The sequence below is a fragment of the Streptomyces sp. NPDC002209 genome, from assembly GCF_042890265.1.
Taxonomy (GTDB): Bacteria; Actinomycetota; Actinomycetes; order Streptomycetales; family Streptomycetaceae; genus Streptomyces.
The window spans coordinates 100,024-114,663 of record NZ_JBIARX010000016.1 but is presented as its reverse complement, the minus strand read 5'-3'; the positions used below and the strand labels follow the sequence as shown (position 1 = coordinate 114,663).

Sequence of the window (14,640 nt, the reverse complement as noted above, 5' to 3'; positions counted from 1 at the left end):
GCCGCGAGCCCGCCCCGCCCCCGGATGCAGCTGGGAAGAAAGGGGCAATCGGGAGCAAGATGGGAAAACGGCGGCGGCGGTTTTGTCCGCTCCGCACAGGAGTCTCGTCACACGGCTGTTCGGGGGTTTATGGTCTGCCTACCTGGCCGGGTATCAGCGTTGATCCGATGCCGTTTCACTGGAGGCTGCTCTCCGTGTCGCACGTTTCCCAAGCTCCCGTCACCACCCCCGACGGCGAGCCGGTCCTGCCCCCTCCGACCGCGTACAGCCAGGTCAAGGGGTGGTTCTCGGACTATGACCAGGTGCTGTTCGACTGGTTCCTGACGCGCCAGAGCGGCGATGAGGAAAAACCGGGCGATCTTCTCGAGCTCGGCGCTTTCATGGGGAAGAGCGCGATCTTCCTCGGGGGGTACCTGCGGGAGGGTGAGGAGTTCACCGTCTGCGACCTGTTCGACTCGCCCGCGCCGGACGACTCCAACCTCGCGGAGATGCAGGACTCGTACCCCACGCTCACCCGCCGCGGGTTCGAGACGAACTACCTGGCCTTCCGCGAGGCCCTGCCCACGGTCATCCAGGCACCGACCTTCGTGGTCGCCGACCGGGTGCGTCCGGCGAGCTGCCGCTTCATCCACATCGACGCCTCGCACCTCTACGAGCACGTCGTCCAGGACATCGCGTCCTCGCGCGTCGTGGCGGCCCCGGGCGCCGTGGTCGTCTTCGACGACTACCGCTCCGAACACTGCCCCGGCGTCGCCGCCGCCGTGTGGGGCGCGGTGGCCACCGGCGAGCTGCACCTGATCGCCGTGTCCGCGTCGAAGCTGTACGCGACCTGGGACGACCCGGCGCCCTACCGGTCGGCGCTGCTCACGTGGCTGGAGGGCCGAACGGACCTGTGGCACGGGGTGGACGCCGTGGCCGGCCAGTCCCTGGTCCGCATCGGCGACGAAGGGGCCGTGCCGCCGGCGCCCCCCGCGCCGCTGCATCCGGCGCCCGAGCCCGTCGTGGCGCCCGTGCCGCCCGCGCACCAGCCCGGACCCCGCCTGCGGGCCGGCACCGCCTGGCGCAGGCTGGCCAAGGACCTGCTCCCGCCGGTCGTCACCCGCGCGATCGTGTCCTGGCGCCGGCGCCGCCGCGGCTGACAGGTCGCGCCGCCCGCCCGCGCATGCACGTACGGTGCCGGCCCCCGCATCGGGGGCCGGCACCGCAGGTGTGTCGGGTCTCAGCCGCCCCGGCGGACGCGGGCCGCGCGGCGCGCCTCGGCCAGCTGCCGGGCCTCCGCGGTCTTGCGGGACTCCTTGCCCGCACCCGGCCGGCCCGGGCGGGTGCCGATCCCGCGGAAGCCGAGGTCCGAGCCCGAGGGCCGGCCCTTCGCGTCGGTCGGCTCGGCGCCCGCCAGCGGCACCCCGGACGGGGCCTTGGCCCCGGTGAGCCGGCTCAGCGCCGCCTCGCCGGAGCGGACCTGGGTGGTGGTCGGCCGGATCTTGGCGTCGGCCATCAGCCGGACCATGTCCCGGCGCTGGTTCGGGGTGACCAGGGTGACGACCTTGCCGGACTCGCCCGCGCGGGCGGTACGGCCGCCCCGGTGCAGGTAGTCCTTGTGGTCGGCCGGCGGGTCCACGTTCACGACGAGGTCGAGGTCGTCGATGTGGATGCCGCGCGCGGCGACGTTCGTCGCGACGAGGACCGTGACGGCCCCGGTCTTGAACTGGGCGAGCGTCCGCGTGCGCTGCGGCTGCGACTTGCCGCTGTGCAGCCCTTCCGCCCGTACGCCCATGGCCCGCAGGTGCTTCACGAACTGGTCCACGCCGTGCTTGGTGTCCAGGAACATCAGCACCCGGCCCTCGCGCGCCGCGATCTCGGTGGCCGTGGAGTACTTGTCGGCGGAGTGGATGTGCAGCACGTGGTGGTCCATCGTGCTCACCGAGGCCGCCGACGGGTCGACGGAGTGGGAGACCGGGTCCTTCAGGTAGCTCCGCACGAGCTGGTCCACATTGCGGTCCAGGGTGGCCGAGAACAGCATCCGCTGCCCGGCGTGGTGGACCTGGTCGAGGATCTCGGTGACCTGGGGCATGAAGCCCATGTCGCACATCTGGTCGGCCTCGTCGAGGACCGTGATCCTCACCCGCTCCAGGTGGACGTCCCGCCGCCCCACCAGGTCGCTCAGGCGCCCCGGAGTGGCCACCACGACCTCGGCGCCGGTGCGCAGCGCGCTCACCTGCCTGCCGATCGACAGCCCGCCGACCACCGTGGCCATCCGCAGGTCCAGGGCCTGCGCGTACGGGGTCAGCGCCTCGGTCACCTGCTGCGCCAGTTCGCGCGTCGGTACGAGGACCAGTGCCAGCGGGCGCTTCGGGTCGGCCTTGCGGCCCGCGGTGCGGGCCAGCAGCGCCAGGCCGAAGGCCAGGGTCTTGCCGGAGCCGGTCCGCCCGCGGCCGAGGATGTCCCGGCCGGCCAGGGAGTTGGGGAGCGTGGCCGCCTGGATGGGGAAGGGCTCCGTCACCCCCAGGTCGGTCATCGTCGTCACCAGCTCACGGGGCAGGTCGAGCTCGGAGAACGCCTCCACCGGCGGCAGCGCCGGCTCGACCGTCTTCGGCATCGCGAACTCGCCCTGCAGGGGGGCGGTCCGGGGGGTCTTGCCGCCGGACTTCGCACCGCCCTTGGGGCCTGCCTTGGCTCCGGCCTTGATGCCGAAACGCCCGTGAGCTGACGGGTTCCTCATGCAGAACCTTCCGTGAGACGTGAAAAGAGAAATTTTACCATCGGGGCCGCGGCGCCCCGGGACTAAGGCGTCGGGGAACCGGGGGTCACGGGACCGAGCTGCCCGGACCGCACCTCGGCGAGGTGGGCGGTCATCTCGACCGTCGCCCGCGCGAACCAGTCGGCGATGACGGCGATCTCGTCGGGGGAGTACTCGGCGAACACCGCGCCGAGCCGGGCGTAGAAGGGCTCGTAGACGGCGAAGACCCGGGCGGCGGCCGCCGGATCGGCGACCACGCGCACCCGGCGCCGGTCCGCGGGATCCGGCTGCCGGCGGGCGTATCCGGCCCGCTCGAGGCGGTTGAGCACCCCGGTGACGGCCCCGGTGGTCAGGTTCGTCAGCTCGGCGAGGTCGCCGGCGCCCAGCGGGGTGTCCGCTGCTCCCAGGATGTGGCCCAGGCAGGTCAGGTCGGTGACGTTCAGCCCCAGCAGCTGCGCCACCTCCTGTTGGCCGATGAGGCCCAGCGCCACGTACCGGTCCATGCGCGACAGCGCCTCCGCGGGCGTGGCCGCGGGGCGGGACTTGCCCTGCACGCAGATACTCCTTAGCATCTAAGTAACTTAGCTCGTGAGATGCTTATCTTGTTCACTAAGGCATCTCGCCGTCCGAGCCTACTGCCGCCCGTCCGTCCGGGGAGAATCATGAGCGCACACGGAGACGTCGACATGGGTCACACGGTCGCCGGCTGGACCGGTACCGCCCTCGCCCTGCTGGGCTGCACCGGAGCCGGCGTCGCCGTGTGCGCGGCCTGGACCCCCGGCATCTGGCTCGGCCTCGGCCTCGTCGCCGCGGCCGGAGTCGTCACCTGGGTCCTGCACCTCGCCGGCTGGGGCAAGCCCAGTGGCCCCCGCCCCCGGGCCGACTGGGACTGGCGCACCCGGGACACCGTCGCCCGGACCGGGCACGCGCAGTGCCTGGGCTGCCGGGCCGGCGGACCCCGGCGCTCCGCGGCGGCCGCCGCCCGGCCCCGGCCCGCCGAGCTGTCACCCGCGGGGGACGGCGGTGTGTGAACGAATGTTCTAAGTGTCCCCGGTTGGCCGCGCCTGGGGTGTGGCGCGCGGGACGGGTGGGCAGGATGGAGACGGCTGCACCGCACGTGCGGTCCGCGTGGAACGTTGAGAAGGATCCGTACAGATGGCAACAGGCATCGTGAAGTGGTTCAACTCGGAGAAGGGGTTCGGCTTCATCCAGCAGGACGACGGCGGCCCCGACGTGTTCGTGCACTTCTCCGCCATCCAGGGCACCGGCTTCAAGGAGCTGCAGGAGAACGAGAAGGTCGAGTACGACGTCACCCAGGGCCCCAAGGGCCCGCAGGCGGAGAATGTGGTCCCCCTCAGGTGACGCCATTTCACGAGCCCAGCCCGTGACATGAGCCCCGCCGGTCGGTCCGGCGGGGCTCATCGCTGTCATGGCGCGGGCGGCAGGGAGCCCGCGCGGTGCAGGGCCAGCAGCAGCGGCCAGACGTGGTCCGCCAGCTCCGTCGGGGAGCCCGGAACGCTGTCGTGCAGCCAGTCGGCGAGGATCCCGGTGAAGGTCGCGGCCACCGCCGAGGCCACCAGGTCGGCGTTCGGCGCGCCGGCCGCCGTGCGTTCGGCGCGGGCCCGGGCGCGCAGCTCCCGGTGGAGCCGCTCGCCGAGCGGGCCCGTACCGCCCGGCAGGAGCAGGGTGCGGTAGAGGGCCGCATGTGCGGCGGCGCCGGCGAGGAAGCCGGCCAGCGCGGCCGGCGGCCGTACCGGGGCCCGCGCCCCCGGCTCCGTCTGCCAGGCGTGCAGGGCGTCGACCGCCGCGTGCACCACATCGGCGCACGCGTCGACGGCCAGCGCCGGGAGGTCCTCGTAGTGCAGGTAGAACGTGGCGCGGCCGACCCCGGCCCGGCGGACCACCGCAGAGACGCTGACCTCGCCGAGCGGCCGGTCCGCGCACTCGGCGAGCAGGCTCTCGCGCAGCCGGGCCTTGGTGCGGGCCGTCCGCGGGTCCTCGGGGCTCACGGGGTGCTCCGGGCTCATGCGGCCAGCAGCGCCGCGCCCAGGGCGAGCGCGCCGGGCAGGGCCTGGGCGATCAGGATGCGGCGATTGGCGGTCGCGGCCCCGAACGCCCCGGCGACGACCACGCAGACGAGGAAGAAGACCTGCGTGGCGAGCGAGTCGATGACCAGCGACCAGACCAGGCCGGCGGCCAGGAAGCCGTTGTAGAGGCCCTGGTTGGCGGCGAGCGGTGCGGTGCGGCGGGCGAGGTCCTCGTCGAACCCGGACAGGGCCCGGCCGGGCGGCCGCTGCCACAGGAACATCTCCAGGACCAGGAAGTACACGTGCAGAGCGGCGACGACGCCGATGAGGACCTGAGCGACGGTGTGCACGGGGCAGCCTCCCTTGACCGAATTTCCTGGACAACTGTACAGGAAGTCGCCGTCAGGTCCATGGAGCGTGCACGGATAGGCTGATCGCATGACTGTGCTCGTGTACGAAGACTTCGGGACCGGACGCCACCGCGAGGCCTCCCTGATCCGCCACGCCCTGGGCAGCGCCCACGACGAGGAGCTGATCGCGGGCCTGGCCGGCGGGATCGGCTTCATGTACTTCGTGTTCGAGTACGCCGGCCGGGCGCCCATCGCGACGATCGTCGCGCAGGCCCACCCCGAGCCCTGGGTGCAGGTCGCGCTGCGGCGCCTGCACATCCCCTACGACGCCACGCGCGCCACCAAGCCCCGCTGGGGCAGGGTGCGCGCCGCGCTCGACGGCGGTCAGCCCGCCTTCTGCGTCGTCGACCGGTCCTCGCTGCCCTGGCACGAAGCCGACGCCGACGCGGAGCTGACGGGCGCCGACCCGTACACCGTCGTCATCGCCGGGTACGACGGTGACGACCTGCTGATCGCGGACGGTGCGGAAGTCCCCTACCGGATCGACCGCGAGGAGTTCGGCGCGGCCTGGACCGCGCACCGCAAGGGCCGCCACCAGCTGATCGTGCCCACCGGGCCGCCCGAGGGCGAACCGGACGTCGACGGGGCGATCGCCGCGACCGCCGCCCGCCTCACCGGGCCGGTCCTCGGCAACCACTTCGACGTCAACTTCGGCTTCACCGGGATGGAGAAGCTGGCCGCGCAGCTGCGCGACCGGACCACCGCGACGGGCTGGGAACGCCGCTTCGGCGGCTCCGCGGAGCTCTTCCGCGCCGGCACCGGGCGGCTGTACGCCTGCCTGGAGGAGGAGTGGACCGCCCCCGGTGCCACCCGGCCGCTGTACGCCGACTTCCTCGACCTCGCCGGGCGGCCGGAGGCGGCCTCGCTCATGCGGGACTCCGCCCGGCACTGGTCGCAGCTGGCGAGCCTGGCCCGTACGGCCGACCCGGACTGCGACGCCGGCGCGCGGCGGGCCCTGTTCGACGCCTGCGCCGACCTGGTGGACCGCTCGCTGGACCTGGAGCGCCGGGCCGTCGCCCTGCTCTGAGCCGTACGGGCCCCGCGAAGGGGTGGCTCCGCTTCGCCTGCGCCGCTCACTCCTCCCGGATCCGGATGGCGGCGACCGGGCAGGCGCGGGCGGCCTCGCGGACCAGCGGGCTGCCGTTGCCGTCCTCCCGGCCCGGGAGCACCTGGCTGAAGCCGTCGTCGTCCTGGGTGAACACGTCGGGCGCGGTCAGGGCGCACTGCCCGGCGCCGATGCAGACGGCCGTGTCGATGTCGATGCGCTGTGGCGACATGCCTCTCACCATGCCACGGGGAGTTCGACCATGCCCTGGATGGTGTCGCCGGGCCGGAACGGGATCCGGTCCGGTTCGGCCGCCAGCCGGAGCCCCGGCAGCCGCGCGAACAGCGTCCCCAGGGCGATCTCCATCTCGGCGCGGGCCAGGTTCTGCCCGAGGCACTGGTGCACACCGAAACCGAACCCGACGTGGTGCCGGGCGGGCCGGTGCCAGTCGAGCGCGTCGGGATCCTCGAACACCGCAGCGTCCCGGTTGATGACGGAGGTGGAGAAGATCACCCCGTCGTCCGCCCGGACCGTCACCCCGCCGATCTCGATGTCCTGCGTCGCCACCCGCAGCATCCCGTCCGCGATGGACAGGAAGCGCATCAGCTCCTCCACGGCCACCGTGATCAGCGAGGGGTCGGCGCGCAGCTCGGCCAGCTGCTCCGGGTGCCGCAGCAGGGTGAAGGTACCGAGCGAGATCATGTTCGCCGTGGTCTCGTGGCCCGCGATCAGCAGGATCGCGGCGAGGGAGACCAGCTCGTCGATGTCGGTCTCACCGGTCTCCAGGCGCCGCTCGACGAGCTCGTCCAGCAGTCCGTCGCCCCGGTGGGTCCGCTTGTGCTCGATCAGGCCGGCCAGGTACCCGTTGATCCGGGACCGTGCGTCCTCCACGTCGGCGAGCTCCGGTCCGCGCAGCAGCCGCCGGGACTGCGCCTCGAAGAACTCGTGGTCCTCGTACGGGACTCCGAGCAGGGCGCAGATCACCATCGACGGCACGGGCAGGGCGAAGGCGCTGACCAGCTCGGCCTGTGGCCCCCTGGCGACCATGTCGTCGATCAGCCGGTCCACGGTCTGCCGGATCGCGGGCCGCAGGGCGGCCGTCCGCTTCAGGGTGAAGCTCGGGATGAGCATCCGGCGCTGGGTGTTGTGCACGGGGTCGTCGACGCCGAGCAGGGCCGTGCGGCGGTTCTGCAGGCCCTTGAACCGCTTCGTGGGGGCGGGGAAGGCCTCGTTCTGCCGGTCGGCCGAGAGCCGTCCGTCCGAGAGCAGGGCGCGCGCCTCGGCGTGCCCGGTGACCACCCAGACCGAGCGGCCGTCGAAGAGGGTGACCCGGGAGAGCGGCCGGCCCTCGCGCAGGGGTCGGTAGGCGGCCGGCGGGTGGTAGGGGCAGGTTCGGTCCTGAGGGAAGGCAACGGTCTCTGACATGCAGCACCTCGTAAGCATGGTTCCGTGTGTCCGTCTCACCGGAACCCATTACATGCCCTAGGCACCTATCCGACCTATGCCAGTTTCGGCCAGACAGCCCACTTCGGCCCGCCCGTCCGAGTGGCCGCCGAGCGGCTCAGAGGTGGGCGTCCAGGAACTCCCGGAGCTCCGCGCGGCTCATCGCGCCGGCCCGGCTCGCCACGGCCTCGCCGTCCTCGACGAGGACGACGGTGGGCGCGCCGGTCACGCCGAAGCGCCTGGTCGGCCCGGGGCAGCGGGTCATGTCGGTGCGGACGGCCGTCAGTCGCGTGCCGTACTCCTCGGCTGCTTCGGCCACGAGCGCGTCCATCGCCCGGCAGGACTCGAGGGCCTTGGGCCAGGTCCCGATGAAGTAGGCGAGAACCGGTCCTTCGGCCATGCCGAGGATGAAGTCGAACTCCTGGTCCTCCAGCGGCTGGTGTACCCGACGTGCCATGGGCGGTGCTCCTGCTTCGTGTGCCGACTTCGTGTGCCGAGTGACCGTGGCCGGTCGGCCCCATCATCGCCGCCGGCCCCGCCGACCCCGAAATCCCGTCCGGAACGGGTGTTTCCGCCAAGGGGCGGGACCGTTTGGCGAGGGTTGCGGCCAGGCCGTTCGGTCGATGCTCCAGCGCGGTTGCGGCAGGCTGGGGCAACTGCGGGTCTTCCTGTATGTTGCGCACGGCATTTTCGCCGCCAGAGGGCTGATCGCCTTGCATCTGCGAGGCAGTTGATCGGCGTTGTCGGGAGGGGTCGTCCATGGAACGTCGCAGGAACCGTGAGAGAGCCCGCGCAGCCCGGGGACTTCGGGAGGCCCGGAGGGCGGGCCTCGCGCTCGCGGCGGGCGCACTGGTGCTCTCCGGCTGCGGCACCTCGGCGGACGGGAAGGACGCCGAGACGGGCAAGGCGGCCCCGGCCTCCGCCTCCGCGCCCACAGGCGCAGGGGCCGGCGCGTCCGCGAAGGCCTCCGTCGCGCCGCTGAAGCCCGGCGAGGTACGCGTGGGCGGCGAGGTCGGCAAGCCCTACACCCTCACCCTCGCCGACCTGCGCGCGCTGCCCCAGACCTCGGCGGCGGTGAAGTTCACCAGTGCCAAGGGCGATCAGGAGCACACGTACCAGGGCGTGCCGCTGCACGAGGTGCTCAAGACGGCGGAGCCGCGCTTCGACCAGAGCAAGAAGAACGGCCACCTGCGCGGGGTGGTCGCCGCGACCGGCGGCGGCGACTACCGCGCCGTCTTCGCCTGGGCCGAGATCGACCCCGGGTTCGCCAAGAGCCAGATCCTCCTCGCCGTCTCCGAGGACGGCGTGCCCTTCGACGACGCGGCCGGGCCGCGCCTGGTCGTACCGCAGGACACCAAGGGCGGCCGGTACGTGTCCGAGCTGAACCGGCTGTGGGTCGGGGCCGTCGACCCGGTGGTCGACGGGGCGAAGTGACGGCAGCGGCCGACGAGCCCGGCAGCGGCCGGTCCCGGGTCGCCCGCCGGGCCCTGCTCGGAGCCGGGGGACTGGCCGCCCTGGCCGCGGGCGGCGGCCCACTGACGACGGCCGGCGCCCGGAGCGGGGAAGCGCGGCCCGCCGCCGTCATCCCCTTCCACGGCCCGCACCAGGCGGGGATCCTGACCCGGCGCCAGCCGTACGCCCACCTCGCCGCCCTCGACCTCGAGCCCGGCACCGGCCGGGCGCGGACCGCCGCCCTGCTGCGGACCTGGACCGAGGCGGCCGCCCGGATGAGCCGCGGCGAGCCCCCGGCCGGAGCCGGGAACGACACGGGCGTCGCCCTCGGCGCCGGACCGGCCGCCCTCACCGCCACCTTCGGCTTCGGGGCGGGCCTCTTCGACCGGCTCGGGCCGGCCGCCGCCCGGCCGCAGGCCCTCGCCGCGCTGCCCGCCTTCCCGGACGACCGGCTCGACCCCGCCCGCTGCGGCGGGGACCTGTTCGTGCAGATCTGCGCCGACGACCCGTTCGTCGCCGTGCACGCCCTGCGCACCCTGCAGCGGCTGGCCCGGGGCGCGGCGCGCACCCGCTGGGTGATGCCCGGCTTCACCCGGCCGTCCGGAGCCGCGGCTGCGGGAACCGGGTCCGGTACCCACCGCAACCTCATGGGCCAGCTCGACGGCACGGCCAACCCGGCCCCGGCCGACGACCCCGCCTTGCGGGCCCGGATCCTCGTCACCGGCCCCGATGCGCCCGGCTGGCTGGCCGGCGGCTCCTACGTCGTCGTACGCCGGATCCGGATGCTCCTCGACACCTGGGAAGGGCTGCCCGTCGACCATCGCGAACAGGCCGTGGGGCGGCGCGTGGCCGACGGCGCCCCGCTCACCGGCGGCACCGAGCGCACCCCCGTGGACCTGGACGCCGCAAGGCCCGACGGGATCCCCGTCATCGCGACCAACGCCCACGTCCGGCTGGCCGCGCCGCGCACCAACGCCGGCGCCACGATGCTGAGGCGCGGCTGGTCGTACTACGACGGCCTGCGCCCCGACGGGACGCCGGACGCGGGCCTGCTCTTCGTCGCCTGGCAGGCCGACCCCCGTACGGGCTTCGTCCCCGTCCAGCAGCACCTGGCCCGGGGCGACGCCCTGGTTCGTGTCGTCGAAGTCCCGTCTGGCTGGCGGGGTCTGGCACGCACGCTCGCCGCGTTGTCGTCGGTCCACGACGCTCCGCGTCGCCTCCCTCCTCCGCCTTGCGATCGCACGCACCAGACCCCGCCAGCCACCGCCCTTCGGGCGGCCGACGCCACTTCGGCGACACTCCCTCGCGCGCTACACCGAACACGAGGCGTCCGCCCTGTTCGCCGTGCCGGGCGGGGCCGCGCCGGGGGAGTACGTCGGGCAGCGCCTGCTCGAAGGCTGAGGCCGGGCCGCCCCCGCGGCAGGTCGGCCCCGCCGGCACGGGCTCGTTGTCAGTGGTGTCTGTGAAGCTGGGCGGCATGGACGACAGGATGCTCCGGCGCCGGGTCTACGGCGCCGACCACGACGACCCCGACCCCGGCCCGCGCCCCGGCCACGTCTACGGCGAACTCGTGGGCGGCCCCCTGGACGGGCTCCTCCTGGACATCACGGGCTGGAGTTCGCCCCAACTCGCCGAAGAGGCCCGGCTCCCCACCGAGATAGGCCGCTACGGCGCCGGCGGCCGCGCCCACTACCGCCGCCGCGCGGCCGACCCGGACCACTGGGACTGGTCGGGCGACAGCCGTTGACCCCGGTCCGCGATCCCGGTGGCGGGGCGTCAGCCGGCGGCGCCGCGGCTCACGTTCCGGGCCCACAGGACCAGCGGGAGCTGAAGCGGCAGCCGGGCGATCGTCACGGCACGCACGGCGGGGGAGCGGCGGCGGGCGTCGACGGCCATCTTCACGTTCGCGGGGAACACACCGACGAAGAAGGCCGCGGCGGCCAGCGCCGCGACCCGGCGGGTGCGCGGATGGGCGACACCGGCGGCGAGCGCCAGCTCGACCGCGCCGCTGGCGTACGTCCACTGCCGCGGGGTGCCGGGCAGAGAGCTCGGGACGGTGGCGTCGAACTGCTTCGGTACGACCGCATGCGCGACGCCCGCGGTCGCCAGCAGACCGGCGAGCAGGACGGGGGAGGAAGGGGTGCGCGGCATCGGAAGGTCCTCTCGAAGGGGCCGGAGCCCGCGATCCTACTCGCGGGTACGGCTTTTCGGCCTGGAAGATTCCTTTGAAGAAATCTCCGGGGAGCTGTCGATCCGGGCGCCTCCCGTTCGACGCAGGAGTGAGAGGCGGGGAAAGGCCCCGTCCGTCCGACCGAGGAGTCACCGTGCCGCGCTTCCTTTCCATGATCCGTATCGACGAGCAGGCCCTTCCCGCCGACACCGAGTTCCCGCCCGAGTTCGGGCAGCGGATGGGCGCACTGATGGAGGAGATCACCAAGGCCGGGGTGATGCTGGACACCGCCGGGCTGCTCCCGACCTCCGAGGGGACCCGGGTGACCTGGTCCGGCGGCAAGCTGAGCTACACCGACGGGCCCTTCACCGAGACCAAGGAGGTCGTCGGCGGCTACGCCATCCTCCAGGCCAAGGACAAGGCCGAGGCGCTGGAGTGGACCAAGCGGTTCCTCGAGATCCACCCCGTGGAGTGGACGGTCGGCGCCGAGCTGCGCCAGATCGACGGGGGCTGACCGGACGCGGCTGCGCCCCGCCCCGCGTTTGCCCTGCCCCGTCACGGCTGCTCTGATGGGTGGCCGTGACGGCAGTGAGTGCGACCCAGGCGGTCGAAGCGGTGTTCCGGATCGAGTCGGCGCGGATCATCGCCGGTGTCGCGCGCATCGTGCGCGACCTCGGCATCGCCGAGGAGATCGCCCAGGACGCGCTGGTCGCCGCCCTGGAACGGTGGCCGGAGTCGGGTGTCCCGGACAAGCCGGGCGCCTGGCTCATGGCCACCGCCAAACACCGCGCGATCGACCTCGTCCGCCGCAAGGAGACGTACGCCCGCAAGCTGGCCGAGGTCGGCCGGACCCTGGAGGACGTGCCGCCGCCCGCCGAGCCGTCGGCCCCGGACGACATCGACGACGACCTGCTGCGGCTGATCTTCACCGCCTGCCATCCCGTCCTGGCCACCGAGGCCCGGATCGCGCTCACCCTGCGCCTGATGGGCGGACTGACCACCCAGGAGATCGCCCGCGCCTTCCTGGCCTCGGAGCCGGCCGTCGCCCAGCGCATCGTCCGGGCGAAGCGGGCGCTCGCCAAGGCGGACGTGCCCTTCGAGGTCCCGTACGGAACCGACCGCGAGGAGCGGCTCGCCTCGGTCCTGGAGGTCATCTACCTGATCTTCAACGAGGGCTATGCGGCGACCGCCGGCGACGACCTCGTCCGCCCCGCCCTGTGCGAGGACGCCCTGCGCCTGGCCCGCGTACTGGCCGCCCTGATGCCCGAGGAGCCCGAGGTGCACGGACTGGCGGCCCTGCTGGAGTTCCAGGCCTCCCGGATCTCCGCCCGCACCGGCCCCGACGGCGAGCCCGTACTGCTCGCCGACCAGAACCGGTCCCAGTGGAACCGGATGCTGATCCGCCGCGGCGCCCTGGCGATGCAGCACGCGGGCAGCGGCCCGTACTCCGTCCAGGCCGCGATCGCCGGCTGCCATGCGGAGGCCGTCCGCTACGAGGACACGGACTGGGCGACGATCGCCACCCTGTACGGACGGCTCGTCGAGCTGGTTCCGTCACCGGTCGTGGAACTCAACCGGGCGGTCGCCGTCTCGATGGCCGAGGGCCCGGAAGCGGCGCTCCCGCTGGTCGACGCCCTGGCGGAGGAGCCGGCCCTGCGCGCCTACCACCTGCTGCCGAGCGTACGGGGCGACCTGCTGGAGCGGCTGGGCCGCCGGGAGGAGGCCAGGGCGGAGTTCGAACGCGCCGCCTCGCTCACCCGCAACGCACGGGAACAGGCGCTGCTGCTGGGGCGTGCCGCCCGCGCGTGAACACGGGCGGCCGGCATCTCAGGGGCGGCGCGCGTACGGGGCCGCGCCGAGCGGGGTGCCCGCGGCGCGGCGCGGCGAGGTCAGCGCGATCGGCCGGCGGAACGCGCCGTGCCGGGCGATCTCCCGGACCGTCTGGCGCAGCGCCTCCTGGAAGTCGTCCATGGTCCGGCGTGCGGCGGCGGTGTCGACGTAGAGCGAGTTCATGTGCAGGCCGTCCGTGTCCCGCTGGAACCAGGAGCAGGCGCCGTTGGCGCGCGCCGACCACACGTGCGAGGTCGGCCGCCAGTCCTCGTGCCGATCGGCGCCGGGACACTTGCGGACGTCGATGTACGAGAAGAAGTTCACCGGGTACGGCCAGGAGCGGGCGGCGAACTCGGTGGGCGCCAGCAGCTGCCAGGCCCGGACGAACGGCACGTCGATGTGCTTCATCATCTCGCCGAACCCGGTCCGGACCGCCGCGATGACCTGGGCGAAGTCCCGGCCGGGCGAGGCGTCGAACTCGATGGGCAGGGTGTTGACGAACCAGCCCACCGAGTTCGCCCAGCCGCCCCGGCCGCGCTCGCTGAGCGGCATGAAGCCCCGGTACACGCCCGGACCGCCCGCCTCGCGCAGACAGACCGCGACGGCGGCGAGGACCCCCATGAACGGCTTGCCGTCGACGGCCCGGCAGGCCTTCTCGAACACCTCGGCCTCGGCGGCGTCCAGCAGCGTCGAGGCCTCGTTGACGATCGGGTACATCCGGTCCGGCTCCACGCCGAGTTCGAGCGGGAACCGGGGGAAGAACTCGCCGCCGCTGCGCGCCATGAACGACTTCCAGTAGCCGAGGCGTTCGTCGTCGGCGTCGATGGAGAGGTAGCGGCGGCGCTGCTCCTCGGCGAAGTCGAGGTAGCTCGGCGCGGGCGGCAGATCGATGTCCTCGCCGCGGAGCAGCGCCTCGTACGCGTTCTGCACCTCCTGGACGACGATCGGCATCGACAGGCCGTCGCAGACGATGTGGTCGAAGGCCAGGTAGACGGTCGCGGAGTCCTCGCGCAGGACGGCGCCCATCGTGAACAGCGGCCACGAGAGGGTGTCGATGCTGCGTGTGAACCGCTCGGCGAGGAAGCCGCGCAGGGCCTCGGAGGACTCGAAGGAGGCCACGGGAGCGGAGTCGAGGGCGAGTTCGCCGGCATCGATGGGCTCGCACGCCAACTCGCCCGCAAGACGCCGGAACTCGCACCGCAGCACCTCGTGCCGGCGTACGAAGGCCAGCAGGGCACGGGTCAGGGCCTGCTCGTCGAGGGCACCCGCGACCTCGAAGGTGACCGCGACCCAGGACGCCACCGGGTCGTCGGCGCCGCGGCTCTCCTCGGCGACGGTGAAGTGCTTGTCCTGGTTGAACGAAGCCCTCCGGCCCGCCGCATCGCTCGCTGCACCGCCCGGCGCACCGCCCGCGGCGCCGGCGTCCGCCGCCGCCCCGGCCGTGGACCGCAACCGCCACTCGACGACCCGTCCGGGTGCCATGTGGTGCATCTCCAGAGGAAACTGCCGCATTCCGTCATCCCTTC

The 14,640-nt window shown here is 73.4% G+C and carries 17 protein-coding genes and 1 pseudogene; 9 read left to right on the top strand and 9 right to left on the bottom strand.

The window, feature by feature from the left end:
- Positions 1 to 194 precede the first annotated feature (194 nt).
- Positions 195 to 1,139: a class I SAM-dependent methyltransferase gene (locus tag ACFYXK_RS26620; RefSeq protein ID WP_389413389.1), complete on the top strand. Its 945-nt coding sequence runs from the start codon at positions 195 to 197 to the stop codon at positions 1,137 to 1,139.
- A gap of 80 nt (positions 1,140 to 1,219) precedes the next feature.
- Here the strand turns inward: ACFYXK_RS26620 and ACFYXK_RS26615 are convergent, their stop codons facing one another.
- Positions 1,220 to 2,719, bottom strand: coding sequence for a DEAD/DEAH box helicase (locus ACFYXK_RS26615; protein WP_389413388.1), 1,500 nt, complete (start codon positions 2,717 to 2,719; stop codon positions 1,220 to 1,222).
- A gap of 62 nt (positions 2,720 to 2,781) precedes the next feature.
- Complete coding sequence (locus ACFYXK_RS26610; RefSeq protein WP_389413387.1) at positions 2,782 to 3,291, bottom strand: MarR family transcriptional regulator; 510 nt, start codon at positions 3,289 to 3,291, stop codon at positions 2,782 to 2,784.
- A 108-nt stretch (positions 3,292 to 3,399) separates the two neighbouring features.
- On the opposite strand from ACFYXK_RS26610, the gene ACFYXK_RS26605 reads away from it, so the two are divergent.
- Both ACFYXK_RS26605 and ACFYXK_RS26600 read left to right on the top strand, forming a co-directional pair.
- Positions 3,400 to 3,768, top strand: a complete 369-nt coding sequence (locus tag ACFYXK_RS26605) for an HGxxPAAW family protein (RefSeq protein WP_389413386.1) — start codon at positions 3,400 to 3,402, stop codon at positions 3,766 to 3,768.
- Between the two features lie 124 nt (positions 3,769 to 3,892).
- Complete coding sequence (locus tag ACFYXK_RS26600) at positions 3,893 to 4,099, top strand: cold-shock protein (RefSeq protein ID WP_030295647.1); 207 nt, start codon at positions 3,893 to 3,895, stop codon at positions 4,097 to 4,099.
- Between the two features lie 65 nt (positions 4,100 to 4,164).
- On the opposite strand, the gene ACFYXK_RS26595 is transcribed toward ACFYXK_RS26600, so the two are convergent.
- Both ACFYXK_RS26595 and ACFYXK_RS26590 read right to left on the bottom strand, forming a co-directional pair.
- Positions 4,165 to 4,764, bottom strand: a complete 600-nt coding sequence (locus ACFYXK_RS26595) for a TetR/AcrR family transcriptional regulator (protein ID WP_389413385.1) — start codon at positions 4,762 to 4,764, stop codon at positions 4,165 to 4,167.
- Positions 4,761 to 5,114, bottom strand: coding sequence for a DUF1304 domain-containing protein (locus tag ACFYXK_RS26590; protein ID WP_389413384.1), 354 nt, complete (start codon positions 5,112 to 5,114; stop codon positions 4,761 to 4,763). Before ACFYXK_RS26590 ends, ACFYXK_RS26595 begins: the two co-directional genes overlap by 4 nt.
- 88 nt (positions 5,115 to 5,202) lie before the next feature.
- Here ACFYXK_RS26590 and ACFYXK_RS26585 point away from each other — a divergent pair, with 88 nt between their 5' ends.
- The gene (locus tag ACFYXK_RS26585) at positions 5,203 to 6,201 is read left to right on the top strand and encodes a BtrH N-terminal domain-containing protein (protein ID WP_389413383.1); all 999 of its coding nucleotides are present in this window, start codon (positions 5,203 to 5,205) and stop codon (positions 6,199 to 6,201) included.
- A gap of 46 nt (positions 6,202 to 6,247) precedes the next feature.
- Here ACFYXK_RS26585 and ACFYXK_RS26580 read toward each other — a convergent pair whose 3' ends face one another.
- The 3 genes from ACFYXK_RS26580 to ACFYXK_RS26570 form a co-directional block, all read right to left on the bottom strand.
- A complete protein-coding gene (locus ACFYXK_RS26580; RefSeq protein WP_389413382.1) occupies positions 6,248 to 6,451 on the bottom strand; it encodes a ferredoxin in 204 nt (67 codons plus the stop codon).
- A 5-nt stretch (positions 6,452 to 6,456) separates the two neighbouring features.
- Positions 6,457 to 7,644, bottom strand: a complete 1,188-nt coding sequence (locus tag ACFYXK_RS26575) for a cytochrome P450 (RefSeq protein WP_389413381.1) — start codon at positions 7,642 to 7,644, stop codon at positions 6,457 to 6,459.
- 136 nt (positions 7,645 to 7,780) lie between these two features.
- Entirely contained in the window at positions 7,781 to 8,119 is a 339-nt protein-coding gene (locus ACFYXK_RS26570; protein WP_389413380.1) for a thioredoxin family protein, read from the bottom strand.
- A gap of 302 nt (positions 8,120 to 8,421) precedes the next feature.
- Here ACFYXK_RS26570 and ACFYXK_RS26565 point away from each other — a divergent pair, with 302 nt between their 5' ends.
- The 3 genes and pseudogenes from ACFYXK_RS26565 (at position 8,422) to ACFYXK_RS26555 (ending at position 10,861) form a co-directional block, all read left to right on the top strand.
- A complete protein-coding gene (locus ACFYXK_RS26565) occupies positions 8,422 to 9,096 on the top strand; it encodes a molybdopterin-dependent oxidoreductase (protein ID WP_389413379.1) in 675 nt (224 codons plus the stop codon).
- Positions 9,054 to 10,247 (top strand): annotated as a pseudogene (locus tag ACFYXK_RS26560) (Dyp-type peroxidase); the annotation flags it as partial. The gene ACFYXK_RS26565 and the pseudogene ACFYXK_RS26560, both read left to right, overlap by 43 nt.
- Positions 10,248 to 10,591: 344 nt before the next feature.
- Entirely contained in the window at positions 10,592 to 10,861 is a 270-nt protein-coding gene (locus tag ACFYXK_RS26555; RefSeq protein WP_266632093.1) for a hypothetical protein, read from the top strand.
- Between the two features lie 29 nt (positions 10,862 to 10,890).
- Here the strand turns inward: ACFYXK_RS26555 and ACFYXK_RS26550 are convergent, their stop codons facing one another.
- Positions 10,891 to 11,265 (bottom strand): hypothetical protein, encoded by a 375-nt coding sequence (locus tag ACFYXK_RS26550; RefSeq protein ID WP_389413378.1) that lies wholly within the window; start codon positions 11,263 to 11,265, stop codon positions 10,891 to 10,893.
- 173 nt (positions 11,266 to 11,438) lie between these two features.
- On the opposite strand from ACFYXK_RS26550, the gene ACFYXK_RS26545 reads away from it, so the two are divergent.
- Both ACFYXK_RS26545 and ACFYXK_RS26540 read left to right on the top strand, forming a co-directional pair.
- Entirely contained in the window at positions 11,439 to 11,798 is a 360-nt protein-coding gene (locus ACFYXK_RS26545; RefSeq protein WP_383511513.1) for a YciI family protein, read from the top strand.
- A 74-nt stretch (positions 11,799 to 11,872) separates the two neighbouring features.
- On the top strand, positions 11,873 to 13,093 hold the full coding sequence (locus tag ACFYXK_RS26540) for an RNA polymerase sigma factor (protein ID WP_389413377.1): 1,221 nt from the start codon (positions 11,873 to 11,875) through the stop codon (positions 13,091 to 13,093).
- A gap of 18 nt (positions 13,094 to 13,111) precedes the next feature.
- On the opposite strand, the gene ACFYXK_RS26535 is transcribed toward ACFYXK_RS26540, so the two are convergent.
- A complete protein-coding gene (locus tag ACFYXK_RS26535) occupies positions 13,112 to 14,626 on the bottom strand; it encodes a condensation domain-containing protein (RefSeq protein WP_389413376.1) in 1,515 nt (504 codons plus the stop codon).
- Positions 14,627 to 14,640: the final 14 nt, after the last annotated feature.